At 47.7% G+C, this 23,020-nt stretch carries 16 protein-coding genes; 10 read left to right on the top strand and 6 right to left on the bottom strand.

What is annotated here, in order from left to right; genetic code table 11:
- The first annotated feature begins 1 nt into the window (after position 1).
- The 5 genes from ABWW03_RS03420 (at position 2) to ABWW03_RS03440 (ending at position 5,669) form a co-directional block, all read left to right on the top strand.
- Complete coding sequence (locus ABWW03_RS03420; RefSeq protein ID WP_353406372.1) at positions 2-385, top strand: RidA family protein; 384 nt, start codon at positions 2-4, stop codon at positions 383-385.
- 85 nt (positions 386-470) lie between these two features.
- Positions 471-1,013, top strand: coding sequence for a hypothetical protein (locus tag ABWW03_RS03425; RefSeq protein ID WP_353406373.1), 543 nt, complete (start codon positions 471-473; stop codon positions 1,011-1,013).
- Positions 1,013-2,986 carry an alpha/beta hydrolase family protein gene (locus ABWW03_RS03430; protein WP_353406375.1) on the top strand — a complete coding sequence of 658 codons (1,974 nt, stop codon included), beginning with the start codon at positions 1,013-1,015 and terminating at the stop codon, positions 2,984-2,986. The genes ABWW03_RS03425 and ABWW03_RS03430 overlap by 1 nt, the downstream gene beginning before the upstream one ends.
- A gap of 131 nt (positions 2,987-3,117) precedes the next feature.
- Positions 3,118-3,669, top strand: a complete 552-nt coding sequence (locus tag ABWW03_RS03435; RefSeq protein ID WP_353406377.1) for a hypothetical protein — start codon at positions 3,118-3,120, stop codon at positions 3,667-3,669.
- A 2-nt stretch (positions 3,670-3,671) separates the two neighbouring features.
- Positions 3,672-5,669 (top strand): alpha/beta hydrolase family protein, encoded by a 1,998-nt coding sequence (locus ABWW03_RS03440; RefSeq protein WP_353406378.1) that lies wholly within the window; start codon positions 3,672-3,674, stop codon positions 5,667-5,669.
- Between the two features lie 19 nt (positions 5,670-5,688).
- Here the strand turns inward: ABWW03_RS03440 and ABWW03_RS03445 are convergent, their stop codons facing one another.
- Positions 5,689-6,699: a helix-turn-helix transcriptional regulator gene (locus ABWW03_RS03445; RefSeq protein WP_353406379.1), complete on the bottom strand. Its 1,011-nt coding sequence runs from the start codon at positions 6,697-6,699 to the stop codon at positions 5,689-5,691.
- A 138-nt stretch (positions 6,700-6,837) separates the two neighbouring features.
- Here ABWW03_RS03445 and ABWW03_RS03450 point away from each other — a divergent pair, with 138 nt between their 5' ends.
- Positions 6,838-7,671 (top strand): TauD/TfdA dioxygenase family protein, encoded by an 834-nt coding sequence (locus ABWW03_RS03450; RefSeq protein WP_353406380.1) that lies wholly within the window; start codon positions 6,838-6,840, stop codon positions 7,669-7,671.
- Between the two features lie 47 nt (positions 7,672-7,718).
- On the opposite strand, the gene ABWW03_RS03455 is transcribed toward ABWW03_RS03450, so the two are convergent.
- A complete protein-coding gene (locus ABWW03_RS03455) occupies positions 7,719-8,954 on the bottom strand; it encodes a DUF418 domain-containing protein (protein WP_353406381.1) in 1,236 nt (411 codons plus the stop codon).
- A 39-nt stretch (positions 8,955-8,993) separates the two neighbouring features.
- Entirely contained in the window at positions 8,994-9,887 is an 894-nt protein-coding gene (locus ABWW03_RS03460; RefSeq protein ID WP_353406383.1) for an NAD-dependent epimerase/dehydratase family protein, read from the bottom strand.
- A 120-nt stretch (positions 9,888-10,007) separates the two neighbouring features.
- Here ABWW03_RS03460 and ABWW03_RS03465 point away from each other — a divergent pair, with 120 nt between their 5' ends.
- From ABWW03_RS03465 to ABWW03_RS03480, 4 genes are all read left to right on the top strand, one after another.
- On the top strand, positions 10,008-10,940 hold the full coding sequence (locus ABWW03_RS03465) for a hydrogen peroxide-inducible genes activator (RefSeq protein WP_353406384.1): 933 nt from the start codon (positions 10,008-10,010) through the stop codon (positions 10,938-10,940).
- Between the two features lie 5 nt (positions 10,941-10,945).
- Positions 10,946-13,045: an ATP-dependent DNA helicase RecG gene (gene recG / locus ABWW03_RS03470; RefSeq protein ID WP_353406385.1), complete on the top strand. Its 2,100-nt coding sequence runs from the start codon at positions 10,946-10,948 to the stop codon at positions 13,043-13,045.
- Positions 13,046-13,122: 77 nt separating this feature from the next.
- Positions 13,123-14,475: an aminoacyl-tRNA deacylase and HDOD domain-containing protein gene (locus tag ABWW03_RS03475; protein ID WP_353406386.1), complete on the top strand. Its 1,353-nt coding sequence runs from the start codon at positions 13,123-13,125 to the stop codon at positions 14,473-14,475.
- 137 nt (positions 14,476-14,612) lie between these two features.
- A complete protein-coding gene (locus ABWW03_RS03480; protein ID WP_353406388.1) occupies positions 14,613-15,092 on the top strand; it encodes a DP-EP family protein in 480 nt (159 codons plus the stop codon).
- On the opposite strand, the gene ABWW03_RS03485 is transcribed toward ABWW03_RS03480, so the two are convergent.
- From ABWW03_RS03485 to ABWW03_RS03495, 3 genes are all read right to left on the bottom strand, one after another.
- On the bottom strand, positions 15,089-17,611 hold the full coding sequence (locus tag ABWW03_RS03485) for a protein kinase domain-containing protein (RefSeq protein ID WP_353406389.1): 2,523 nt from the start codon (positions 17,609-17,611) through the stop codon (positions 15,089-15,091). The two genes, ABWW03_RS03480 and ABWW03_RS03485, sit on opposite strands and share 4 nt — an antisense overlap.
- Positions 17,612-17,744: 133 nt before the next feature.
- Entirely contained in the window at positions 17,745-20,273 is a 2,529-nt protein-coding gene (locus ABWW03_RS03490; protein WP_353406390.1) for a protein kinase domain-containing protein, read from the bottom strand.
- Between the two features lie 146 nt (positions 20,274-20,419).
- A complete protein-coding gene (locus tag ABWW03_RS03495; protein WP_353406391.1) occupies positions 20,420-23,017 on the bottom strand; it encodes a protein kinase domain-containing protein in 2,598 nt (865 codons plus the stop codon).
- Between the last annotated feature and the right edge of the window lie 3 nt (positions 23,018-23,020).

Consider the following 23,020-nt stretch of genomic DNA (forward strand, 5'->3'; position numbering starts at 1 on the left):
CATGCCAAATCGTTCTATCGTAGAAACCAGCAACGCACCTTCTGCAATCGGCACTTACTCACAGGCCGTAAAAGTCAACAACACTGTTTATCTGTCAGGCCAAATTCCTTTGGTTCCCGAAACCATGACTTTGGTAGAAGGTGATTTCGAAGCGCAGGCTCATCAGGTATTTAAAAACCTGGCGGCGGTATGCAAAGCCTCGGGTGGCGACATTCAGCAGATCGTTAAACTGAACATCTATCTGACCGATCTCGGCAATTTTCCGGTTGTTAACGAGGTGATGTCCCAATACTTCGAGCAACCTTACCCCGCACGTGCAGCGATCGGTATCAGCCAGCTGCCCAAAGATTCCTTGATTGAAGCGGACGGCATCCTAGTCGTATAAACTTCATCATCCAGACAGGGAAGTCTGGAACACGTTGAGACTTCCCTTTCTTAGTCACTTTACTCAACAACAATAAGGATGTTTTATGGCCTCCCATATCTTGCGCCACTATCTGCTTGGTGCAATGCTTCTCGTTTCATTCAGTGCTTTCAGCGAAGACAAATTAGAGATCCCCAAATTAGGCGAGGGCGAAGGGTATTTACTGCTGGGCCTTTATGTACATGACATTATTCCCAGCAAGATCATGTTAAAAGGTGATGGCTTTCTATCGACGGAAAGCATGACAGACCTAATTCCCGGAGATCAATACGACTTGATTGCCGTAAAAGCGGGTGAATACACCTTTGACCGGGTATACAACAATGCTCTACTCAATGACAAGATCTATTGGGACCTGGAGGCCATAGATTTTACGGTGAAAGTTGAGCCGGGAACCATCAGCTATGGCGGCCATTTAATCAGTGAAGTTCAGGCCAGTCGACAAGCCATTTTTCGTTTACGCAATCGGGGCAGCCAAGCTTTGGAATATTTGGAATACTGCTGCTCTAGTCTTTTGGAAAACTACAAACTCAAATATACCGGCAAAGTGACCGACCCTTACCTGACAAAACTGCAGGAGAAGAAATAATGAATATTGTCCTGCAAATCTTTGTCGTAACAGGTAGCCTGCTTTTTAGCCTTGCAAGTTTTGCACAGGCCGAAAGTGAAGACAAAAAAACAGCAAGTCCGGAGCCCATCAGTGCCAAGCACGCCAGAGAAATTTTCCAAAAAAGCAAATATTCTTCGGCTAAGATTGATCCAAGCGGGCAAAGGGTCAGTTTTATCGAGCACGATAAAACTAAAGATACACTGATGTTTCTGGATCTGAAAAGCAACAACATGCAAGCAGTGTTTGTAGACGATGACAATCGAATCAAAAACTATGTCTGGGTTGATGAAGACACAATAGTCGCCTCTGTGCGCTACTTGGATTTCAACCGCTCACTCTATAAGTTTGATTTTGTTTATGAAAATGGCTTGCTAAAGAACATCGAGTCAAAGCTTATTCTGAACAACGCCTACCTGATTGATGCCTTACCTTCGCTGACAAACAAAATTGCAGTTGCCTACTACAGCGAAGATGAACCAGATATCTACACATTCGACTTGAATGCCAAGAACATCAGCAGCCAACTTGGCGGCCGGCATAAACTGAACAAAAATGCCCCTGACGGAGATGACTGGATATTCGATACGCACGGCAACCTGAAAGTCATGAGTGCCAGAAAGGACGGTAAAATCACTGCTTGGTATAAAGAACCGGAGAAAGGCCGCTGGATTGAAATATGGAATGAAAAACAAGCTACCACTTTCATTCCGTTAAGTTTCAACTCAGATACTGAAGAGCTTTTGGTTCTCAGCAATCATGATAGAAATTTCACTGAAGTGATACGGTACAACGTACACGATAAGACATTCGGAGAAACACTGTTCAAGATTGACAATCACGATGTTGAGTCTGTCCAATTGAATCAAAAACGTGATGGCATTCTGTATGCATCTTATCAAGTGAATGGAGTTGAACAGAGAGAATACTTCTCTGATTTGGGATCGTTCATTAAACAGCAGCTCAACAAATCCATCAAAGCCTCTGGCTTTTGGGTTCACGACAAGAGCCTCGATAATTCTGTCGTACTCGCGCTGAAGCGTAACAGCCAGCAACCGGGAATTTACTATCTATTCGAAACCAATCAAACTCGCCTTAGTGTTCTCACCGAAACTAAGCCTTTGCTTTCCAAGTTCAGACTTGGTAAAAATCAAACCATAAAATCCAAATCCAGTGATGGCCTGGAAATTGAAAGCTACCTAACTCTGCCCGCAGATAGTGACACCGTAAAACCGCCTCTTATTGTGATTCCTCACGGTGGACCAGTGAATGTTCGTGCCAGCAGTAATTACAATGCAACGGTGCAATATCTTGCCAGTTTAGGGTATGCCGTTCTGCGCCCAAACTTCCGTGGCTCTTTAGGCTTCGGAAAGAAATTCAAAGAAGCGGCCAAACAGCAATGGGGGAAATTGATCGAGGATGACATCGATTCTGCCACTCAAGCAGTTATCGACTCAGGCCTGATCGATAAACATAAAATATGCATTTACGGTGCGAGTTACGGTGGCTATTCCGCGTTAATCAGTGGAATTCGACGCCCAGACATGTACAAATGTTCGGCCTCGCTTAATGGCGTCAGCGATATCAATCTAATGCTCAGCAATCACTTCGAATCTGACAAAGAGGATACCCTAAGCTGGATTAAAGAATACTATGGCAATCCTGAAACGAACCAACAGGAACTGTTGCTTAAATCACCTGTTTATCAAGCAGATAAGTTTAAGACACCGGTCTTCCTGGCTCACGGATTGAAGGACATGGTTGTGGATATAGAACATTTCTATCGCATGAAGGCCGAGTTGAAAAGAAACGGCAATCCCGCAAGCAGCCTGATTTTGAGTAATGAGAGACACGGTCTGAAATATCTCAACACCAATGTCGAGCTGTATTCAGCTTTGGACGCCTTCTTCCGCAAAAGTCTGGATTTACCCGAAGCCAAAGTGCTGGTGAAATAGCGCTCATGTCATCGGTAGAGGCCTCTGACTGCAGAGGCCTCACTCCATTGTGACGATATCGTCAAATTGCCCAACCCCCGATAAGCAGTTAAACTGCCAATTCGTTCTGTTGCCTCGCACATAAGCGTTTTATGAAAGCCATTGCCTACCTCACTCTTGCTGCACTATTGGTTCTGCCCGTTCCGGCGGTACCGGCTCAAGGTGTTGAGAGGAATACAGAGGCCTTAAAAGAAGGATATGGGTACTTATTACTCGCCATCGAAAGCCTGGGAACAACACCCAACAAAATTCTATTGAAAGGCCCCAAACTTTTTTCCAGCCCCAGTGTGCAATCCATCGAACCTGGCAATAACTATCGTCTGATGCCGGTGCCTGCCGGGCGCTACTATTTCAGCCAGGTTTACAATGATGGTAAGAAGGACGAGTCAGCCTATTGGGACATTTTGGATTTTGACTATTATATTGATGTCAAAGCCGATACCGTTTCCTATTCCGGACACTTTATCAGTGAAATGTACGGAGAACAGGAAATAGACTTCGTCTATCGAAACCGCAGCAGCCAAGCCCATGAATACTTGCGCAACTGCTGTGCGGAAATTTTGCAGCGCTATCCACTCAGCTTTACCGGTTCTTACCCTGATCCTTTTCTGGACTTTTTGAAACTCGATCAAGGGACTCAGTAACCATGACAGGTTTTAGAAATCGGTTGAGCCGCCTATGCTTACTTGTTGCGATCTCCTTGGCTTCCGCATCACAAACAGCGATTGCTGAGCACGATAACGGTGCTGCTTATCAACACGCGAAAGATATTTTTCGTAGCTCGATTTACTATTTGGTCGACAGCAACCCTGAAGGGTCGTTGATCACGTACATTGAAAGGCTCGATCACGGTCAGCGTTTGATGCTGTTGAATTTGCAAGATGAAAGCTTGCAGATTCTACTGAACGATCTTGAGGGTAAAATCAACCATTATTCCTGGATTGATAATGACACTCTGGTACTCCACGAAGTCGATCGAGATTATCGACAATCCCTGTCTCAGCTGTCCATTAACTTTATCGATCGCCAACTGAGCAACATCTACCAGCGCCCTCTGCTGAACAATGCCGTTGTCATTGACACCTTGCCTTACAAAGAAGATCGGGTTTTAGTAAAACAATTTCGTGAATCAAAATCGTATATCTATAATTTGAATCTCGCCGCCAGAAATATCAGCGGTCAATTGCGCAACCGTTTCAAATTGAACCGCTTGGCACCCGCCGCCGAGCATTGGCTGAGCGACACTTCAGGCGCCCTCAGAATCGGCTATGTTTCTCCTCGCCACGGAGCAAAGAAAGTATGGTATCGCCCCCAGGACAGCAAACGCTGGAGCATCATATGGGAAGGCGAAAAACGTACGACATTCAGACCCATTCTATTCGAAGAAGACAAACAGCAAATTCTGGTACTGAGTAATTTTCAACGAAACTTTGTTGAACTGTTACGTTTCGACATTAAAACAAAAACCTTTGTCGATACCGTGTTAAAAATTCCAGGCTATGATATTGAATCTGTCGAACTGAACAAACGTCGCGATGATATTTTGTTTGCCAGTTATACGCAGGATGGCAACCATAGACGCCACTACATGAATGAGCTCGGAGACTTCCTCAGCAACAGTTTGAAGCGCGACCTCAACACACCGAACATCTGGGTTGTCGACAACAGCCTGAACGATAAAATCATTATCGCCTTAAAGCGCGACGGTAAGAATCCGGGTATTTTTTACCTGTTTAACACGCGCCAATGGCAACTGACGGAACTGGCCGACACTCAACCCTGGCTGAAACAATTTCAGTTGGGCGATACACTCGCCATTACTTCTAAATCCAGCGATGACTTGGAAATCGAAAGCTATCTGACTCTGCCTAGCAATCATGAAACAAAGAAGGCCCCTTTGATTGTTATGCCACACGGTGGGCCCATATCCGTAAGATCGTCTGCGGACTACGACCCTCATGTACAGTACCTGGCCAGCCTCGGCTACGCTGTGTTACGCCCTAATTTTCGAGGCTCCTCAGGCTATGGGCGGGAATTTATCGAAGCCGGCAAACAGCAGTGGGGAAAGCTGATCGAGGATGACATTGAATCCGCGGTACGCGAAGTGATTGCTCAAGGTCTCGTTGACGGCAACAAAGTGTGCATTTACGGCAGCAGTTACGGCGGCTATTCCGCTTTAATGAGTGCCATCCGATCCCCTGACTTATTCAAGTGTGCGGCCTCCTATGTGGGGGTTACCGATATCAGTTTGATGTACAACAATGACGTGCACAATTCCAACAGCATTCTGAATTGGCGCAAAGACTATGTTGGCGACCCCAAAGCCCAACAGCAGGAACTGATGCGTCATTCGCCGGTTTATCAGGCTCAACGCTTAACCGTACCGGTGTTTTTGGCTCAGGGCGAAAAAGACCGAGTGGTCGATAAAGAACATTTTTACCGAATGCGCCATGTATTGGAAAAGTACGGCAAGACCGCCGAATATTTATTGCTCCCTGATGAAGTCCACGGTTTTAGCCAGTTACAAAGTTACTATGAGTTTTACTCTCGCCTGGACGCATTTTTTAGAAAGCATCTCGACCTTCCAGCCGCCGCACCACTCATTCAGCCGCCGAATGAACATCAAGTCAGTACCATAGAGTGAGCGAAAATGTCAGCGATGGCTAAGTCATAGCAATATCACGAAACTGCTTCGGGCTGGCGCCAAACCAGTTTTTGAACGCTCGGTGGAAGGCACTCACTTCCGAGTAGCCCAATGTCTGAGCAATATCAGCGATATCCTCTCGCTGAGTGATCAACATAGCCAACGCCTTTTCTTTCAATAAACTTTCTTTCAGCTGACGAAAGCTGCTGCCTTGTTCCGCCAGCGTACGTTGCAAAACACGTTTATTGACTTCCAAAGCCCGCGCCACTTGCTCGATGCTGACAAGAGCAGGGGGGCCTTGCTCGATTATTTGCTTAACCTGCTCGCGTAGAGATTTGCCTTCCCGCTTATGACGAATCATACCTTCAGCGTAAGCAAGATTAATTTCATAAAGATGTTCATCTCGTCCGACAATCGGCCGATGCATTCGCGCTCGATCTAACTGCAAGGAAAAGTCGAGACCAAGCGGCTGCACAGTGACATTCAACAATTCGGAAATATTACCTTCGGCCATCCCTTCCGGGATATGAATCGCTAAAACGGGATCCTCTGGACTGATGGCCCGCAACAATAATACCGTGCCAGTAATCACCGATAAGATCTGCTGTTGACTGGGAGGAACGGCATGCGCACTGGGAACATAATCACAATGGTTGAGCCCCTGCGCCTCATCTTCCCGTATGCGATACACGCCGTTGTCACTGATCAAGTTCTGAAAGCTCGCAATATGACGGAGGGCTTGAATTGGCGTTGGGCTGTGCCAGCAAATCGGCATAAGCACACCGCTCGCTCGCTGGTTTTGCAGCAGTCCCAGTTGCACCCCCAGACTCGACATATCGCTGAGCGCTTCGGCTCTATGCCATAAGCGTCGCGCATCACCCAGCTCCATCGTCCCGGCATTCGGAGCTGCGCCAGAATTTTCGGGCAAGCTTGATTCGGCCTCCATCAACGCAGACACATCGAGCCCCAAGCGTTCAAAGCCCGCCAGGACACCGCTGATCCACAAATGAGTAATATGGGAATGCCGCATGAGAAGTACCTGTATTATTTACAAATTACGTCAATTATTCAGTCGCATAATGTTAATTTTTTACACTCACTGTCAATGGCAAACCGCCAATTGTCCGCGACAATGAGCCCACCTAACAACCATAATCAGGAATTCAACATGTTGATCACTCCATCCGATGGCGCTTGTGGTGCTCGAGTCGAAGGCATCGATCTCTCCAAAGAACTCAGTCAGGAACAGGTGGATCAACTGCGCGCTGCCTGGCTGGAACACCATGTTCTGGCCTTCCCCAATCAAGAACTCAGCGATGATGACCTGGAACGCTTCAGCCAATATTTCGGAAGTTTCGCAGGCGACCCGTTCTTCCCCCCCATTGAAGGACGCGAGTATGTTGCGGAACTGCGCCGTGCCGCCGATGAAACCACCCCGATTTTCGCCGAAGCCTGGCATAGCGACTGGAGCTTTCGTGCTGACCCACCTGCAGGCACGATCCTTTACGGCATTAAAATTCCTCCGGTGGGTGGCCATACAGATTTTATTAATCTGCACAAAGTGCTGGACGATATGCCCGCTGATTTGCGCGAACGCCTGGAAGGAAAGATTGCCCAACACTCCGCCAAGCTTGCCTACGCGCCCGACGGGCTTTACGGAGAGCGGGAAAAAGACGCCAAGCGTGGCATGAAAATTTTGTACTCCGACGAGGCGTATCACGTAGAGACCCATCCGATTATTCGCAAACACCCAGAAAGTGGGAAAGAAGGAGTCTTCGGGACAATTTTCGGCTACATCGTAGGCATTGAAGACACCACTCCCGAGGAAGAGCAACGTTTAATGGAAGACCTCTATAATTGGCAAACCCGCGAAGCGTTTCAATACAGTCACAACTGGGAACCCAATATGCTGGTGATGTGGGATAACCGTTCTGTTTTGCATAAGGCCAACGGCGGTTATGAAGGCCATGAACGAATTTTGCACCGTGTCGTGATCAATTAACCTCACCGTAAACACTCACCTGATATTTTCTGGTGAGTGTTTACGCCTTATTTTCGCAAAGGCGGCAGTGAAAAATACGTCAGACAACGCCAAATGTATTCCACCGGACCTTGGCGAAAGTAACGCAACCACCATGGTGCCAACCACAACTGCAAGCCCCAGATCATCAACATAATCATCACCAGTTGCCAGCGGGCCAATTCTCCCCATAGCCCAAGACCATAGCCATACATCAGCGTGGTGCCAATCAGAGATTGCAGCAAGTAGTTACTCAACGCTGTTTGCCCCACAGCTTGAAAACGTTTTTGAACATACGGCGCCCATTGAATTCGGCACAGCAGCGCGATGCCAGAAATATACGCCAAAACCAAAAACACCGACGCCAGGGTGTTCACCGGTAAAACCCCCCAATGATCGAGATAACCTTCGATTGACCAATGTGAATTAACTCCGGCAAACCAGGCCCAGAACGCAAGAGGCAGGCCAATCAGTAGCCCTGCAGACACACCGTATTTGTACAAGGCCATAGGCAACTGACCGTGTAAATAACGCCATTTGTATAGGGCCATACCTAAGCACATCATGCCCATTGCGCGATACAAACTGCTCATAAGCATCATGACATCAAACTGCATCAGTGCTACATCAATCTCCTCGTCTATAGACCATCGAGCAGCGACAATTTCCTGATAACTAAGGGAGTATAATTGTTTGTCGTCGGCAATGGATTCTGCACTGGGATTAAACAGCTGACGAAGCTCATATAATTCATCGACACTGTAGTCAACAATGCTCCCGGCAAAGTTTCCTGCGCTGTACGCAGAAGCAGCCAACAGAACAACGGCAAATAACGTAAGCACCCACGGCGAACAGCGGTGTAATGGGTAAAGAAATAATGCGCAAAAACCATAAATCAGTAAAACATCGCCTTCCCACAGATACGCGCCATGAGCAAGCCCCATCACGATCAGAATGATATTGCGTCGGTAGTGCACCCCCAGACTGGGTTCACCCTTCGATTGCAAACGCTCGATCAACAGCATCACACTGGCACCAAACAGCAGAGAAAACATCCCCATAAATTTCTGATCGGAAAACACAAAAAAGATCGAAAAAATCGGGAGATTCAACATATCATCTGCACGATATGCCAAGGGCTGTAAATACGCCCCAAAGGGCATTGCCATACCCACCAGGTTCATTGTCAACAAACCTAGCAACGCCACACCACGAATCGTATCAATGCTGTTGATACGTTCATCTAAACGGATACTCTGGCTCACATTCACTCCATGAAACTCGACTTAGGTAAATTATTGATCTTATTTCAGCGCTGCCAATTGAGCTTGGTAACCTTTTCGATAGCTGGGGTAACGATAGGAATACTCGGATCGCAACAGGCGCTCGGGAAACAACTGTTTGCCACTGGCGGCATCGCATTGAAATTCCGGCAAACCCTCAGCACTTAACTGAGTTGCCAGATACGCCTTCAGCTGGCCGCGCAACACGGGCTCAGTATCTGTCGCCAGGTACATATTCTCGCGCTGCGCCTCTGGCAAATTCAAAATATGTTCCAGCACACCCGCACAATCCTCAACGTGAATACGGTTCCCCCAATGAGCATCGGCGTCGGTGTATTGACCGCCTTGTTGAACCTCATCCACCAGCTTGTGAAATAGACGTTTGCGTTCCGGACCATAAATACCTGAGAAGCGCACCCGGCAATGGGGCAAACCACTGTCGGCGAGCAGCTGCTCTGCTTCCAGCATGCGAATACCATTGTATTGTTGCGGTTCGGTGGGGGAGTCATCGCTCAAGCGGCTGCCATCGTTCTGCCCATACACTGCGGTGCTGGAAACAAACATCAACAGAGGGCAACGCGCCAGGGTTTTACCAAACTCGACCAGCTGGCGAATGGGCTCCACATAGCTCAGGCGATACGCTTCATCCCCTCTGTCGAAGGGGGTTAGGGTAATCAACAAGGCATCCAGTTCCGGCAAGCATGCCCCGTAGCTTTCCACATCCCGCGTATCGGCCTGGTGCCAGCGAAAGCCCTCGGGTAGGACTTTCTCGCTGCGACTGAATGCATAACCACTTGCCTTACCCTGCAAGCGCGTCAACAGACGCTGGCCTATATCGCCATGCCCCAAGACCGCGATGCGGAGGTTTTTGTCTTCCCGATTCATACTGCCCTCAAAGAAATTAAGTCGCTCCACCGCCAGTTCCTATGGGAGGTACTGGCACGTAAACACCAACTGATTAGAATTTAGCTATTGACTTTAATTTATTAATAGTTAAATTCTAAAACATTACTTTGGCTACCGCGAGACCCAAACATGACTTTAACCGAGCTACGTTACATCGTTACCCTCGCCCAGGAAGAGCATTTTGGCCGCGCCGCCGAGCGTTGTTTTGTCTCCCAGCCCACCTTGAGCATCGCCGTAAAGAAGCTGGAAGAAGAGTTGGATGTGGCTCTGTTTGAGCGCAGCAAAACCCGCGTGCACCCAACCCCTCTGGGCGAGAAAATTGTTGCCCAAGCCCAGATCGCGCTGGAGCAAACCGCGGCCATCAAGGATCTCGCCACCGCTGGTAAAGACCAGTTGTCCAGCCCGTTAAAAATTGGCGCCATCTTTACCATTGGTCCCTATCTGTTCCCGCACTTTATTCCAGAGCTGCAAAAAAACGCCAAACAGATGCCGCTGTACATCGAAGAGGGCTACACCGCCACTTTGCGCCATCGCCTGCGTAACGGTGAACTGGACGTCATTATCGTCGCACTGCCATTCACCGAAGCGGATGTGGTCACCCAGGCGCTCTATGAAGAGCCCTTCGAGGTGCTGATCCCCGTGGATCACCCCCTGGCCGAAAAAACCCACATCGAAGCCAGTGATCTCGACGACTACAATGTGCTGCTCTTAGGCGAAGGTCATTGCTTTCGTGACCAAATCCTTGAGGCCTGCCCGAACCTGCAGGCCAAATTCGACAGCAGCAGTACGACTACATTGCAGGCCGCAACCGAAGGCAGTTCCCTGGAAACCCTGCGCCATATGGTGGCGTCTGGCTTAGGGATTACCGTATTACCGCAATCCGCAGCCGGCACTAGCCATTATGCACAGGGCGTATTAACAACACGCCAATTTCAGGACCCAGCCCCAACACGCACCGTTGGCCTGGCCTGGCGGGCCAGCTTTCCACGTCACCAAGCCATCGATGCCCTGCGAAGTGCCATCTGCGATGGCCACGGTATTTGCACCATTCTTGAGCGTTAAGATTCATGAGCAAACAGGCTGCCCCAAGCCTCGCGCACATTGATGTCACCGCTCTGAAAGGGGTTGGCAAGCAGCTGGCTGAAAAGCTGGCTCGCCTGCACATAATCAACCTGCAGGATTTACTCTTTCACCTGCCCAGTCGCTATTTAGATCGCACCAAAATCACCCCTATCGGCGGCTTACAGCCCGGCCAGAACGCCGTTGTACAGGGCATTATCAAAGCCAGTGATGTAGTCTACGGAAGGCGGCGCAGCTTGATGTGCCGCTTGCAAGACGGAACCGGGACCCTAACCCTGCGTTTCTATCATTTCTCAGGCAGCCAGAAAGCCAAATTGGCTCCGGGCAGCCATGTTCGCTGTTACGGAGAGGCCCGCCGAGGCTCCTCCGGCCTGGAGATGTACCATCCGGAATACGAGTTTTACGATGAGCAATCACAGCTCGTCCTGCCCGACAGCCTCACACCCGTCTATCCCGTCGGAGAGGGCATTACTCAATCCCGCCTGCGCGGGCTGATTGCTCAGCTGCTGCCCCAGGTCAATGAGCAGAACGTGCCAGAGCTACTGCCTAGTGGGAAGGGGAGCAGTGTCAGCCTGGCTGATGCCTTGAAGTATCTGCATCAGCCCCCGACGAATGCCGATGTCGACCAGCTCATGGAGCGTCAGCACCCCTATCAACAGCGGCTGGCCTTCGAGGAACTGCTTGCCCATAACCTGAGCCTGCTCAGAGTGCGCCAGAAGATCCAGGCCACCCAGGCGCCGGCCTTGCCGGCTAACGATCTAAGCCAACAGAAGTTTCTCGACAGCTTGAGCTTTTCCCCTACGGAGGCCCAACAACGCGTCATCCACGAAATCAGCACCGATATGGCCAAAGGCGTGCCAATGTTACGCCTGGTGCAAGGTGACGTTGGTTCGGGCAAAACCCTGGTGGCAGCAGCAGCGGCTCTACAGGCTATTGCTAATGGCTTCCAAGTGGCATTGATGGCTCCTACCGAAATTCTCGCCGAACAGCACCGGCAGAACTTCAGTCAATGGTTTGAACCCTTGGGCATCACGGTAGGTCAGTTAAACGGTAAACAAAAAGCCAGTGAGCGAAAGACTCAGCTGGCCGCGACTCTCAGTGGCGAAAATCAATTGGTCATTGGCACCCACGCGCTGTTCCAGGACGGCGTTGAATTTGCCGATCTCGGGCTCGCCATTATTGATGAGCAACATCGCTTCGGAGTGCATCAACGTATGGCGCTGCGAGCCAAGGGTCACAGCAAAGACAACGACAGCGATCAGGCACGGCCACATCAACTGGTCATGACTGCAACCCCCATCCCGCGCACCTTGGCCATGAGCGCCTATGCCGACCTGGACATCTCCATCATCGATGAGCTACCACCCGGCCGCAGCCCGGTAACAACCGTGTTGATCGCCAACGAACGGCGTCAGCAAGTCATCGACCGAGTCCGGGCAGCTTGCGGAGAAGGGCGACAGGCCTACTGGGTATGCACCCTGATTGAAGAATCCGAAGCTCTGGAAGCTCAGGCAGCGGAAGTGACGGCCAACGAACTCCAGCAACAGCTCTCACAACTTAAAGTGGGTTTGATTCATGGACGCCTCAAAGCCGCCGAGAAAGAAGAGATCATGTCGCAGTTCAAAGCTGGGCAGCTGCAGGTACTCGTTGCCACGACGGTGATTGAGGTCGGTGTTGATGTACCTAATGCCAGCTTGATGATCATTGAAAACCCCGAACGTCTGGGCCTGGCCCAATTACACCAATTACGCGGCCGAGTCGGGCGTGGCAGCATCGCCAGCCACTGCGTCCTGCTCTATGGCCAACCCCTGTCGGAATACGGACGAGCCAGGCTCAGCGCGATGCGAGAAACCAGCGATGGATTCAAGATTGCGGAACGCGATTTGGAGCTACGTGGACCCGGTGAGGTGCTTGGCACCAAACAAACCGGAGAAATGCAGTTCAAACTGGCAGATTTGCAACGAGATGCTAACTTAATTAAGAGTATCAGGCGCTCTGCCCAGGACATTGCCGAGCATCATCCCCACCTGCAAGAACCCATAATTCAGCGTTGGTTGGGCCAAGCTGAAGAATATGCTCAGGTTTAAGGGAAATAGGCCGAAATCCTATTACATGCTATCGCGTTGCTTAGCCACGTTCTGCACAACGACGTAAGGAGGTCAGATTGTCTAGCGTACCTACCAGTGTAATGGAGCAACTGGACACACAAAAAATCGGCTATCAGATTGCCAGTGCCAAATTCCCGCCCGGCAGCGGCCGCCGTGTTCGTGCCACAATTCTGCAAGATGATCTTGGGCAGTTGCAGGCGCTGCTGCCTGCCGACCGCCTACTGGATGTGCGTCTGGTCAACGAAATTCTTGGTCGAGAGCTGAGAGCGACTCGGCAAAAAGATCTGCAGCCCTTATTTGATAAATACAAGCTTCAAAATATTCCCGCGCTGCCAAAACTTGCAGGCATGCCAACGATTGTTGATGCCAGTTTGTTGCAAACGGATAACCTCCTGCTGGCATCCGGCAGCCTCGGTGAAGTGTTGGCGGTGCGCACCTCAGATTTCAAGCTCGCGATGAACGACGCCGAGATTGGAGACATCAGCACAGCCATCAAAGCCGATGCCTTGGGAGACGATGTCCTCGCAATTACCCAGTCAGTGCAATCGTTTACCAAGCGCCGAGTTGAACAACGCCTGGAAGAAACACTGGAACTACCCTCGCTTCCTGAAACCGCTCAAAGAATTATTAATTTACGCGTCGACCCCAATGCAGATATTTCAGATCTGGCAAGTATTGTGGAAATGGACCCAAGCTTGGCGGCGCAGGTGGTCAGCTGGGCGAGCTCACCGTATTACTCTGCACCGGGAAAAATTAAATCCATTCACGATGCCATCGTGCGCGTACTGGGTTTTGATATGGTGTTAAACCTGGCTCTGGGACTGGCTCTGGGCAAAACCTTGAACATGCCCCAGGACGGACCGTTTGGTTCTACCAACTACTGGCACCAATCCGTTTTTACCGCTGCCATGGTTGAAGCGCTGGTCACAAAAATTCCACGCGAACATCGTCCAGGCTTTGGCATGTCTTACTTGTCTGGACTGCTAAGCAATTTCGGAACCCTGATCATGGCGGAAGTATTCAGTCCGCACTACAGCGACATTTGTCGCCTCCAAGAAGCGAATCCCCACATTCCTTATCAGGCTATTGATCGTCACGTTCTCGATGTCAGTCGAGATCAACTCAGCGCTTGGTTAATGGATTTGTGGAATATGCCTCCAGAAGTGGTCGCCGCGCTACGCTTGCAAGGTGTACCGGAAGCTGAGGATGATCAAATAGCCTATGCGCAATTGGTTTACACCGCCCGTGCATTATTGTGCCAGGAAAATTTAATTCATGGCCCCGCCTTAAACGTCGATGATTCACTGCTTAATGCTTTGCATTTGAAACGCGAGCAAGTTGAAGAAGCGGTCGAAAGTATCGCCGAATCAAAAGACGAATTGCTCTCTATCGTCAAAGAACTCTGCTAGGTTCTGAATCATTTCCAAATCATTACAACGACTTATTGTAAGTCGTTGTAATACTGCGTAATGGCAGCAGGGAAGTCGCCTAAGTACTCTTCTTGTCGCCATACTAATTAATAAGAAACAGCAATACGGAGACTGCTATGTCAACATCAGATACTTTAACGATTACCGTCCCAAAAGGTCAGGGGCAAATTAAAAATTTTACTCTTAAGCCAAGTTTGCCTGCAAATGGCCAACCTGGGGATTGGGTTTTTCAAACGATTGAAAGTGATGGTTCTCAGCAAGCTGTTGAAAATTTGGATATTAGTTTTGATCCAAATTCGAATTGGCTGCAACGCCAATCGGAAGTTTGCGTCTTAGTTGTGACCATGGATGAGCCTGGTTGGCGTTTTGTTCTTGGAGGTACCAAAAGCTGCCTGAGCGAAATTAACACTACAGATCAGCTGCATGACGTAGAAACCGCAATCACTGCAAACGGAAAAGTTTTAACTGCAACCATAAAAAGTTTGAGCAAGGTTGGAGAAGCTGTTGGTTTTGCCTTTGTAGCAGCTCTCACTTCGGATGATGGAAGTGTAAATATTTATCAGTCTCCAGACCCAGGATTAGAAATTAGACGTTAACTTTCACACTTAACATCAATCAAATTCGCATACTCGGATCCATAAACTGGGTCCGAGCATAAGCTGTCAAACCATGGTAATGTAAACCAAACCTTTCCCATCCCACCTTTTAGAGACTTTTCAATAGCAATTATTGTTGAAGGATAGTCCTCTAATTTCACATTCAATAATGCCTCCGCGTAACTTGTTTCAACACTGTTTGACATTGATTTAAGTTTATCGAGCAATTTTAGTGCACGCCTGATATAACCTAAATGGATTAACGCCTGAGCCTTAAAAGTTAAGTCTTTAAATCCAGCTTCGTCGGAAACGTTATTTACAACATCAGTATAAAGTTCGAGAGCCCTATCAGAATCACCCATAGACATATAAGTGTCTGCCAAGTTTAAACGACTAGAAATTTGGTCATTCGTCAAACTCCGCGCTTTTTCAAAATAGTAAATCGCCTTTTCATAGTCTCGTTTAAACAAATATAGTACACCTAAATTGGAATGAGTAGATCCAATGTTTGATAACTCTACAAAATGCAAAAAAAGTACTTCAGCCTCATCAAGCTCACCTGCAGCCACTAAAAACGTAGCTAAAGTTAATCCCGCATGTATATTATCTGGATCAACTTTCCTTGCCTTTCTCATATATTCAATTGCTTTTTCTGCATTTCCCAGATACCAATAGTTAATTCCTAAGTCCCTCAAAGTTCGAACACTGGTTCTATATTCGTTGGCACGAGAAAAGTGAACAATCGCCTCATTATAGCTTTTCTCTGATTCTCGCTGTAACCCTTTCAAGACTTCGATCTCACGCGGGTTACCACCTGCGACCTTAAATTCAGATATCATTTTTTCAGAAAGGTCATGCCTATCAGTTTCTGAATATAACTCAGCTAAAAGCCTCATTACTAAAGTGCTTCTAGGAATTTCCAATCGAGCCTTATTTAGTAAAACTTCAGTTCTTTCAGCAAAAGACTTCATTCTCTTTTCCACATACAAATCCAGAGATATTTGTGCATGAAGAAAATAAATCGGTTCAAATCTTGGAGCTCTTTCTTGTAAATTTTCCAAAGACTCAATAACTTTTAGATGATTATTTTCGCTCTCTTTAACAAGAGCATCTAATTCAAAATACTCTTTATAGTCTTCCTCGCTTATCAGCTCACTAAGCTTAACTAAACCATCTCTATTCGGAAATAAATCTGCCAATCTATATTGTGACAACTGGTGCGTTTCTAACAGCTTGTCATCAATTTCGATGGTAGCCTCTAAAGTAACGCTTTCGGTAACGCTACTAAGATTCAAATTACAAACTAAGTTTTCACAATCAAGTTGACTTTCAACGACCACATCCGCGCCAATTGCCTTAGCCAATAGTTCATTTCCGCCCTCGAAGCCTTCAACTTCACCCGCAGGAATTAAGAAGCTGTTTTGCAATGCAATAACACCATCTTGCAAGGCAAAATAAACTGTTTTCTGAATGTCCTCGTAATCCAACTCATCTTTCGCATCGAGTTTAGGGGGCAACACTGCCACATAAACCGAATCCGGCTCAGGCTGTAACCAAAGATACGCCTCTCTTACAGAAACCACTACAAGCAATAACGCTAAAAGAATGCTTGCAAGGTATACCCAAGCTTGATTAGAGGAAACCGGCCGTAAAAAACTTGGTCGCAAGGTGAGAGTAGGGTCTTCAACTTCTTCGCTCAGCTCAGCCGCATACGACTTTAACGACCTAACCAAAGCTGCAATATCTTGCGGCCGCTGTCCAGGTTCCTTATGAAGCGTTTCATCGAGGCAATCGGTAAAACCTTTGGGGAGATCCTCACTTGAAAGTGAAGGCGCAGCTTCGTTCAATATCTTTTCAACACGAAGCAGTTCGCTATCGGCTTCAAAAGGGTGCTGTGAACGCAGAATCTGCCAGGCCAACAAACCAAAAGAGAAAGTATCACTTGCGGTTGTCAGCGTTTCACCTCGAATCTGTTCCGGCGACATGGCACTCAGGCTGCCAGAAATATTATTATGTTTGGTGAGCTCTACCGTGTCACCGCTTTGGCGTTTGGCAATACCAAAATCGCCTATCTTGGCGCGCCCATGTTCATCAATCAAAATATTATCGAGCTTTAAATCACGATGGATAATGCCTTGACTATGAGCAGCTGATAAGCCTTCCAGAATCTGCACAAGCAGGGCCAATTGCTGGCGCTGACTTAGGTTATTTTCTTTCAAGTAGTGTTTAAGCGAACGACCCTTTACGTATTCCATCACCAGAGCAAAACCCTGCTCATCGTCTACCACATCATAGATATGAACAACATTAGGGTGATTGAGCTTGGCGAGCACCTTGGCTTCCCGGCGCAAGCGCTCGACGAGCGCTTCGGACTGTTGCTGCTTATAAAGGCACTTAATCGCTACCTGACGCCTTAAGCGACTGTCTTCCGCCAGGTAGACAATACCCATACCACCGCGTCCAAGGATGCTCAGAATCTTATAGTGGGCAATATTTTCGGGGAGCTCTGGGTATTTCATGATTGTCTGCTTATTATTGATGTTTTCTGAAAAGGAATGCTAGCACAGCCAAACAATCGAAACTATTGGGCATATAGCAGAAGCAAGACCATATCGATGCGCTCAACTCAAGCTAATCAATGCTTAACCAAAATTACTCTAGGCAAGACTGGTCAGTCAGCCGTCTAAACTCTATTCCGTATTTTTCATGTTTGCAAAGAGCATCAAACCAAGGCAAGGAATACCAGATTTTCCCTAAACCAAGGAAAATAGATCTTTCTATCGCAATTAGCGCTGACGGGTAATCCTCAAGTTTTGAATAGATAATGGCTTCCGCATAAATAATATCAGAATTATCCGGCGCTATTTCTTTTGCTTGTTTTAGTGCCGCTAGTGCTTTTTTTGACTCTCCAAGATGTATGTACGCCTGAGCAATAGCTCCCAATTCGCCACTATGACTTGAATTACTCAGCCTCTTCAAGGCTAGAAGATAATGCTCCCTAGCTTTTTTATCCTCTCCTTGCAAAGCATAGGTATCCGCCAAATTAAGTGACCAAAACCTTGAATCACTGGAAATCCTACTGGTTTTTACAAAGTATTGCTCCGCTCGCTTGTAATCCCTTTTCAGCATATATAGCAACCCTAGATTATCGTAAGTCGAAGTGATTTTTGATTTTTCTTCTAAACTAAGAAACATGTCTTCAGCTTTATCAAGATTTCCAGACGTCATATGGAAAGTCGCCAGAGTTAAGCCTGCATGTATATCTTTAGGATTCAACGCTAGGGCCTTTTCAAGAGCAAAAATTGCTTTTTTGACATCACCTAGGAACCAGTAATTTATGGCAATATCTCTGTAGGTTCTCACACTGAAGCGCATGTCATTTGCTTCTTGATAATAACGAATAGCTAATTCGTAATTTTCTCGACTCTCCTCAATCAGCCCCCTCAGAGACTTAGTTTGCCTGTCCTCGAGATAAATTTTTTCAATTTGTTGGATCTTACTTAAAGCTAGATCTAATTCACCCAACTCAGCATGAGCTTCTACCCATAGTAACCGGACATCTTTGTCGCTAAGTCTCGACTGATCAGACGATTCTAAGACTTGCTTTACCTGTTCCGCGAAATAATTGTCTTTTGTTTCAGAAAACAAATCGAGGCCTATCTTTGTATACAAACGATAAAGGGGGCCAAATTTTGGTGCCTTATCCAGTAAAACTCGGAGCTTTCTAAAGATATCGGCGTGATGGCTTTCATTTTCCCTTGCAATTTGAACTAGCTTAATATATTCCTTGTAGTCTTCTTCATTTATTACCTCACTCAAGGGGTCCAAACCTTTTCGATTTGGAAAAAGTTCTGCCAACTTAAGTTGTGTGATCCTGTGAACTTCTAACAATCGATCTTCGATGATACTAAGCTTTTTACTTTTAATTTGACCCTTATCTTCAGACAAGGTAAGGGTCAAATCGCATTTCAACTCATAACATACGAGATCACTTCTGATGACAACATCTGCGCCAAGAGCCATGGTCATCTGATTACTTTCACCTTCATAACTCTCGACTTCCCGGCGTGGTATGAGATTACTACCACTGAGATCGATGATTCCATCTTGCAAGGCGTAATAAACAGTTTGCTGGATATCTTCATAATCAAATTCATCTTTGAATTTGATGGCTGTGGGCAATATCGCAACATATACCGGCTTGGACTCTGGATAAAACCAACCACTTAGCTTTCCACAAACGATCAGCAGTGACACTAGAGCAAATATAATTGCCGTAATACACATACGCCGAAAAGTCAGCAAGTTTTTTTGGTTATCATCAACAGTCGAATCAGAGGCAAAATCTGAAACAAGAATGTTTTTGATCGGTAAATAATGCTTTAACAGAGAAATTAGTGCATCAGCATTCTTTGGCCGGTCTTCTGATTCTTTTTTAAGCGCGGCATCCATTGATTGAACAAAGCCGGCAGGAAACGCTTCCAAATTTAACGAAGGCGCGGGTTCATTCAGAATTTTCTCCACACGAACCAGATCCGTCTTGCCCTCAAAGGGGTGATGGCCTTGCAATATTTGCCAAGCCAATAGGCCGAAAGAAAATACATCACTGGCTGGACTAAGCCGCTCTCCACGGATCTGTTCGGGAGACATCGCACTTAGGCTGCCCGATGGATTTTGGTGTTGAGAAAGTTCTATGGTATTGCCATGGTGATATTTTGCGATACCAAAATCGCTGATCTTTGCACGCCCGTTTGCATCGATCAAAATGTTTTCCAGTTTTAAATCACGATGAACAATGCCCTCACGATGCGCAGCTGCCAGTCCCTCCAAAATCTGGCCAAGCAAAGCCAACTTATCTTGTTCACTCAGGGAGTTTTCTCGCAGATGCTGGTCCAGTGAGTTGCCCTTCACATGCTCCATGACCAAAGCAAAGCCCTGTTCGCCTTCAACAACATCGTATAAATGAACTACGTTTGGGTGGTTCAGAGTTGCCAACACTTTGGCTTCGCGGCGTAGGCGCTTGACGAGAATATCGGATTGCTGCTTGTACAGGCACTTAATCGCGACCTGGCGACGCAGGCGGCTGTCTTCAGCCAAATACACAATACCCATGCCGCCACGCCCTAACACAGCCAAGATTTTGTAGTGGGCTATTTTTTGGGGTAACTCCGGGTACTTCATTGCGATTTGCTATGTAGAATTTCAGATTGCGGCAGATGCTAACACAGGAAAATACGAAGCACTATGTACCGATACCTGCAATACACTGAAGTATCAGCCAAAAGAAGTAATTAACAAGTCGTTTTTTATTTGTCAGTTTTGACGAATTATGGAGTGGCAACCACGGGGCCCGAATTTGCAACTGGGCATTGCAAGCCTGTGACACTTTCAAATTCTCCAGCGGAATCTGGCGAACGACACAAGCCATCAAACCAGGGCAAGGCGAACCAATTTTTTTCGAGCCCCAGTTCCAAGGATGTTTCGATCCAGAGCAAACCTGAAGCGGTATTGCCTACTTTGCTGTAGACCAGCGCGGATGCAAAGGCGACACTTTTGTCTCTTGCGTCCAGCGTTTGAGCCTTTTGCAGGACACGCAAAGCATCCATAGTTTGATCCTGTTGAATCAACGCTCGGGCTAGATAGCTATATTCTTTAGCATTATCTTCATCCAGCGGCATTTCACTCAACTGCTGATATTCTTTCTTGGCTTCAGAGGCTTTGCCTGCAAGAAGGTAACTGTCCCCAAGGTAAAGTGTGTACAAACGTTCTTCGGGTTTAAGCGCTTTGGCTTCTGAAAAATACTCAACAGCAGAACCGTACTGCCGTTCCAGTAGAGCTAACAAACCCAAACTTTCATACACACCAACAACCGGGTGCTTTTCCAGAACGGTTTCATAGATTGTTCTGGCTTCGGCCAAATCTCCACGACTCAAGAAGATACTGGCCATCAGGTTATAGCTTTGTATGCTTTCGGGGCTGTACTTCAAACTGCTTTCAAGATTTTGAATGGCCAGCTCTTTATTGCCATCTTTCCAATACGCCATCGCCAGATCACGGTAGGCTTGGCTGCTACTGCGCTTGGCCAAGCGCTCTTTAAAGCGCTGAATGGCTTCCTGATTTTCTCCTTTTGCCAGGGCAATTTGCGCACGCATACGCTCACTGACCCAACGATCCAACTTGAGCTTTTCAAGGACTTCAATGCTTCCCGTGGCTTTGTTGTATTCTTCGCTCCGTAGATACAGTTCGAACCACAGCTGGTGGTAGAAAATGGATTGGGAGAACTGCGAAGATGCTTTTTCCAACATGCTTCTGAGTTTGCTCAGATAGTCACCGTGATTGTGGCGGCGTTGCAAAGCCAGGCTGATATCGGCGTACAGTTCATAAACCTGTGCAAAGCGCGGGGCACGCCGTTGAATGGCTTCTAACTGAGCCAATAGATGATCCGCTGTTCGGGGATCATCGTCTTTCTGCCGAAGGATGGCCAGATAGGTTTGGTAGTCTTCTTCCGATACAACTTCCGACAAGGGTTTAGCACTGCCTGTCGCATTGAACAGCTTACGAACCGCTTGTTGCCCACTGGCATAGGCATCCAGTAAATTTTTATGCACCAACGTTAAACGATCTTGCTTCAGTACCGTCCAGCGTTGGCCCGCCAGTTTTGACAGGGTTAACTGACATCGTTGTAACTGGCATTGCAACTGACTGCTCAGAACAATATCGGCCCCTACGGCCGCCCCCAATTTACCGCCACTGCGTCGGGCAGAATGCACTTCTTCGGGGGACACCAACTGACTGTTTTCCAGGCTGCGAACTCCATCCTGCAAGGCCAGAAAAAGAGAGGCCTGCAACTCGCGATATTGTTCGGAGTTGTCGCCTTCAAATTCCGGTTCAATCACCGCAATGTGTTTCACCGGTTTGGCAAAGAGCAAATCCAATGGTTTAAATTTGATCACAGCGAAAGCCGCAAGCCCCAGCAGACAGGCCAGCGATAGAACTTTGGCAAAACGCAGCAAATATCGAGATTGATCTGAGGAGCTCTCGTAGTCGGAACGTAGAATATTGTGCGCCGTCATTTCGCCACTTAGCTCATCCGACACCTGGGGCAGCAATATCTGCAACTGCCTGGCCAACCACGCGGCATTCGACGGTCTTTGCTTTGGGTCTTTAATCAATAACTGATCAATAAGCTGGCACAACTCCGCGGGTAAATCCGTTTCGGATGCACTCAGCTTTTCAGCTTCGTTGTTAAGGATTTTTTCGACCATAACTAACTGGCCAGCTTCGTCTCCAAAGGGGTGGCGCCCCAGGAACATTCGCCAGGCTAAAATGCCAAAGGCAAACAGGTCACTGCCCGGTCCTACTTTTTCACCGCGAATTTGCTCCGGTGACATGGCGCTGTAACTGCCGGACACTGCGTCGTGCTGTGTAAGCTGGGTTGCATCGGGGTCCTGGGATTTGGCAACCCCGAAGTCGGTCAACTTCAGCAACCCCTGTCGGTTAACTAAAACGTTATCCAGTTTTAAGTCGCGATGCACGATGCCCGCATTGTGCGCTGCTGCCAGACCATCGGCAATTTGCGCAAGAAAAAGCAGCTTCTGCTTTTGGTCACAAAGGTTTTCTCGCAGATACTGACGCAGGGTGCGCCCTTCGACGTATTCCATGACCAAGGCAAGATTGTCACCATCGTCGATGAAATCGTAAACCTGGACCACATTCGGATGATTTAATTGCGCCAATAGCTGCGCCTCATGGCGCAGGCGTTCAGTGAGGATGTCGTCGGTGATGTGCTCATTGATGCATTTGATCGCAACCTGCCGCTGTAAACGATCATCTTCTGCAAGGTAAACCACCCCCATACCGCCTTGTCCGATGACGGAATGCACACGGTAATTAGCGATAGATTGGGGATGATCTGCACTGTCCATAGC

This window comes from Pseudoteredinibacter isoporae, assembly GCF_040372805.1.
Lineage (GTDB): Bacteria > Pseudomonadota > Gammaproteobacteria > Pseudomonadales > Cellvibrionaceae > Pseudoteredinibacter > Pseudoteredinibacter isoporae_A.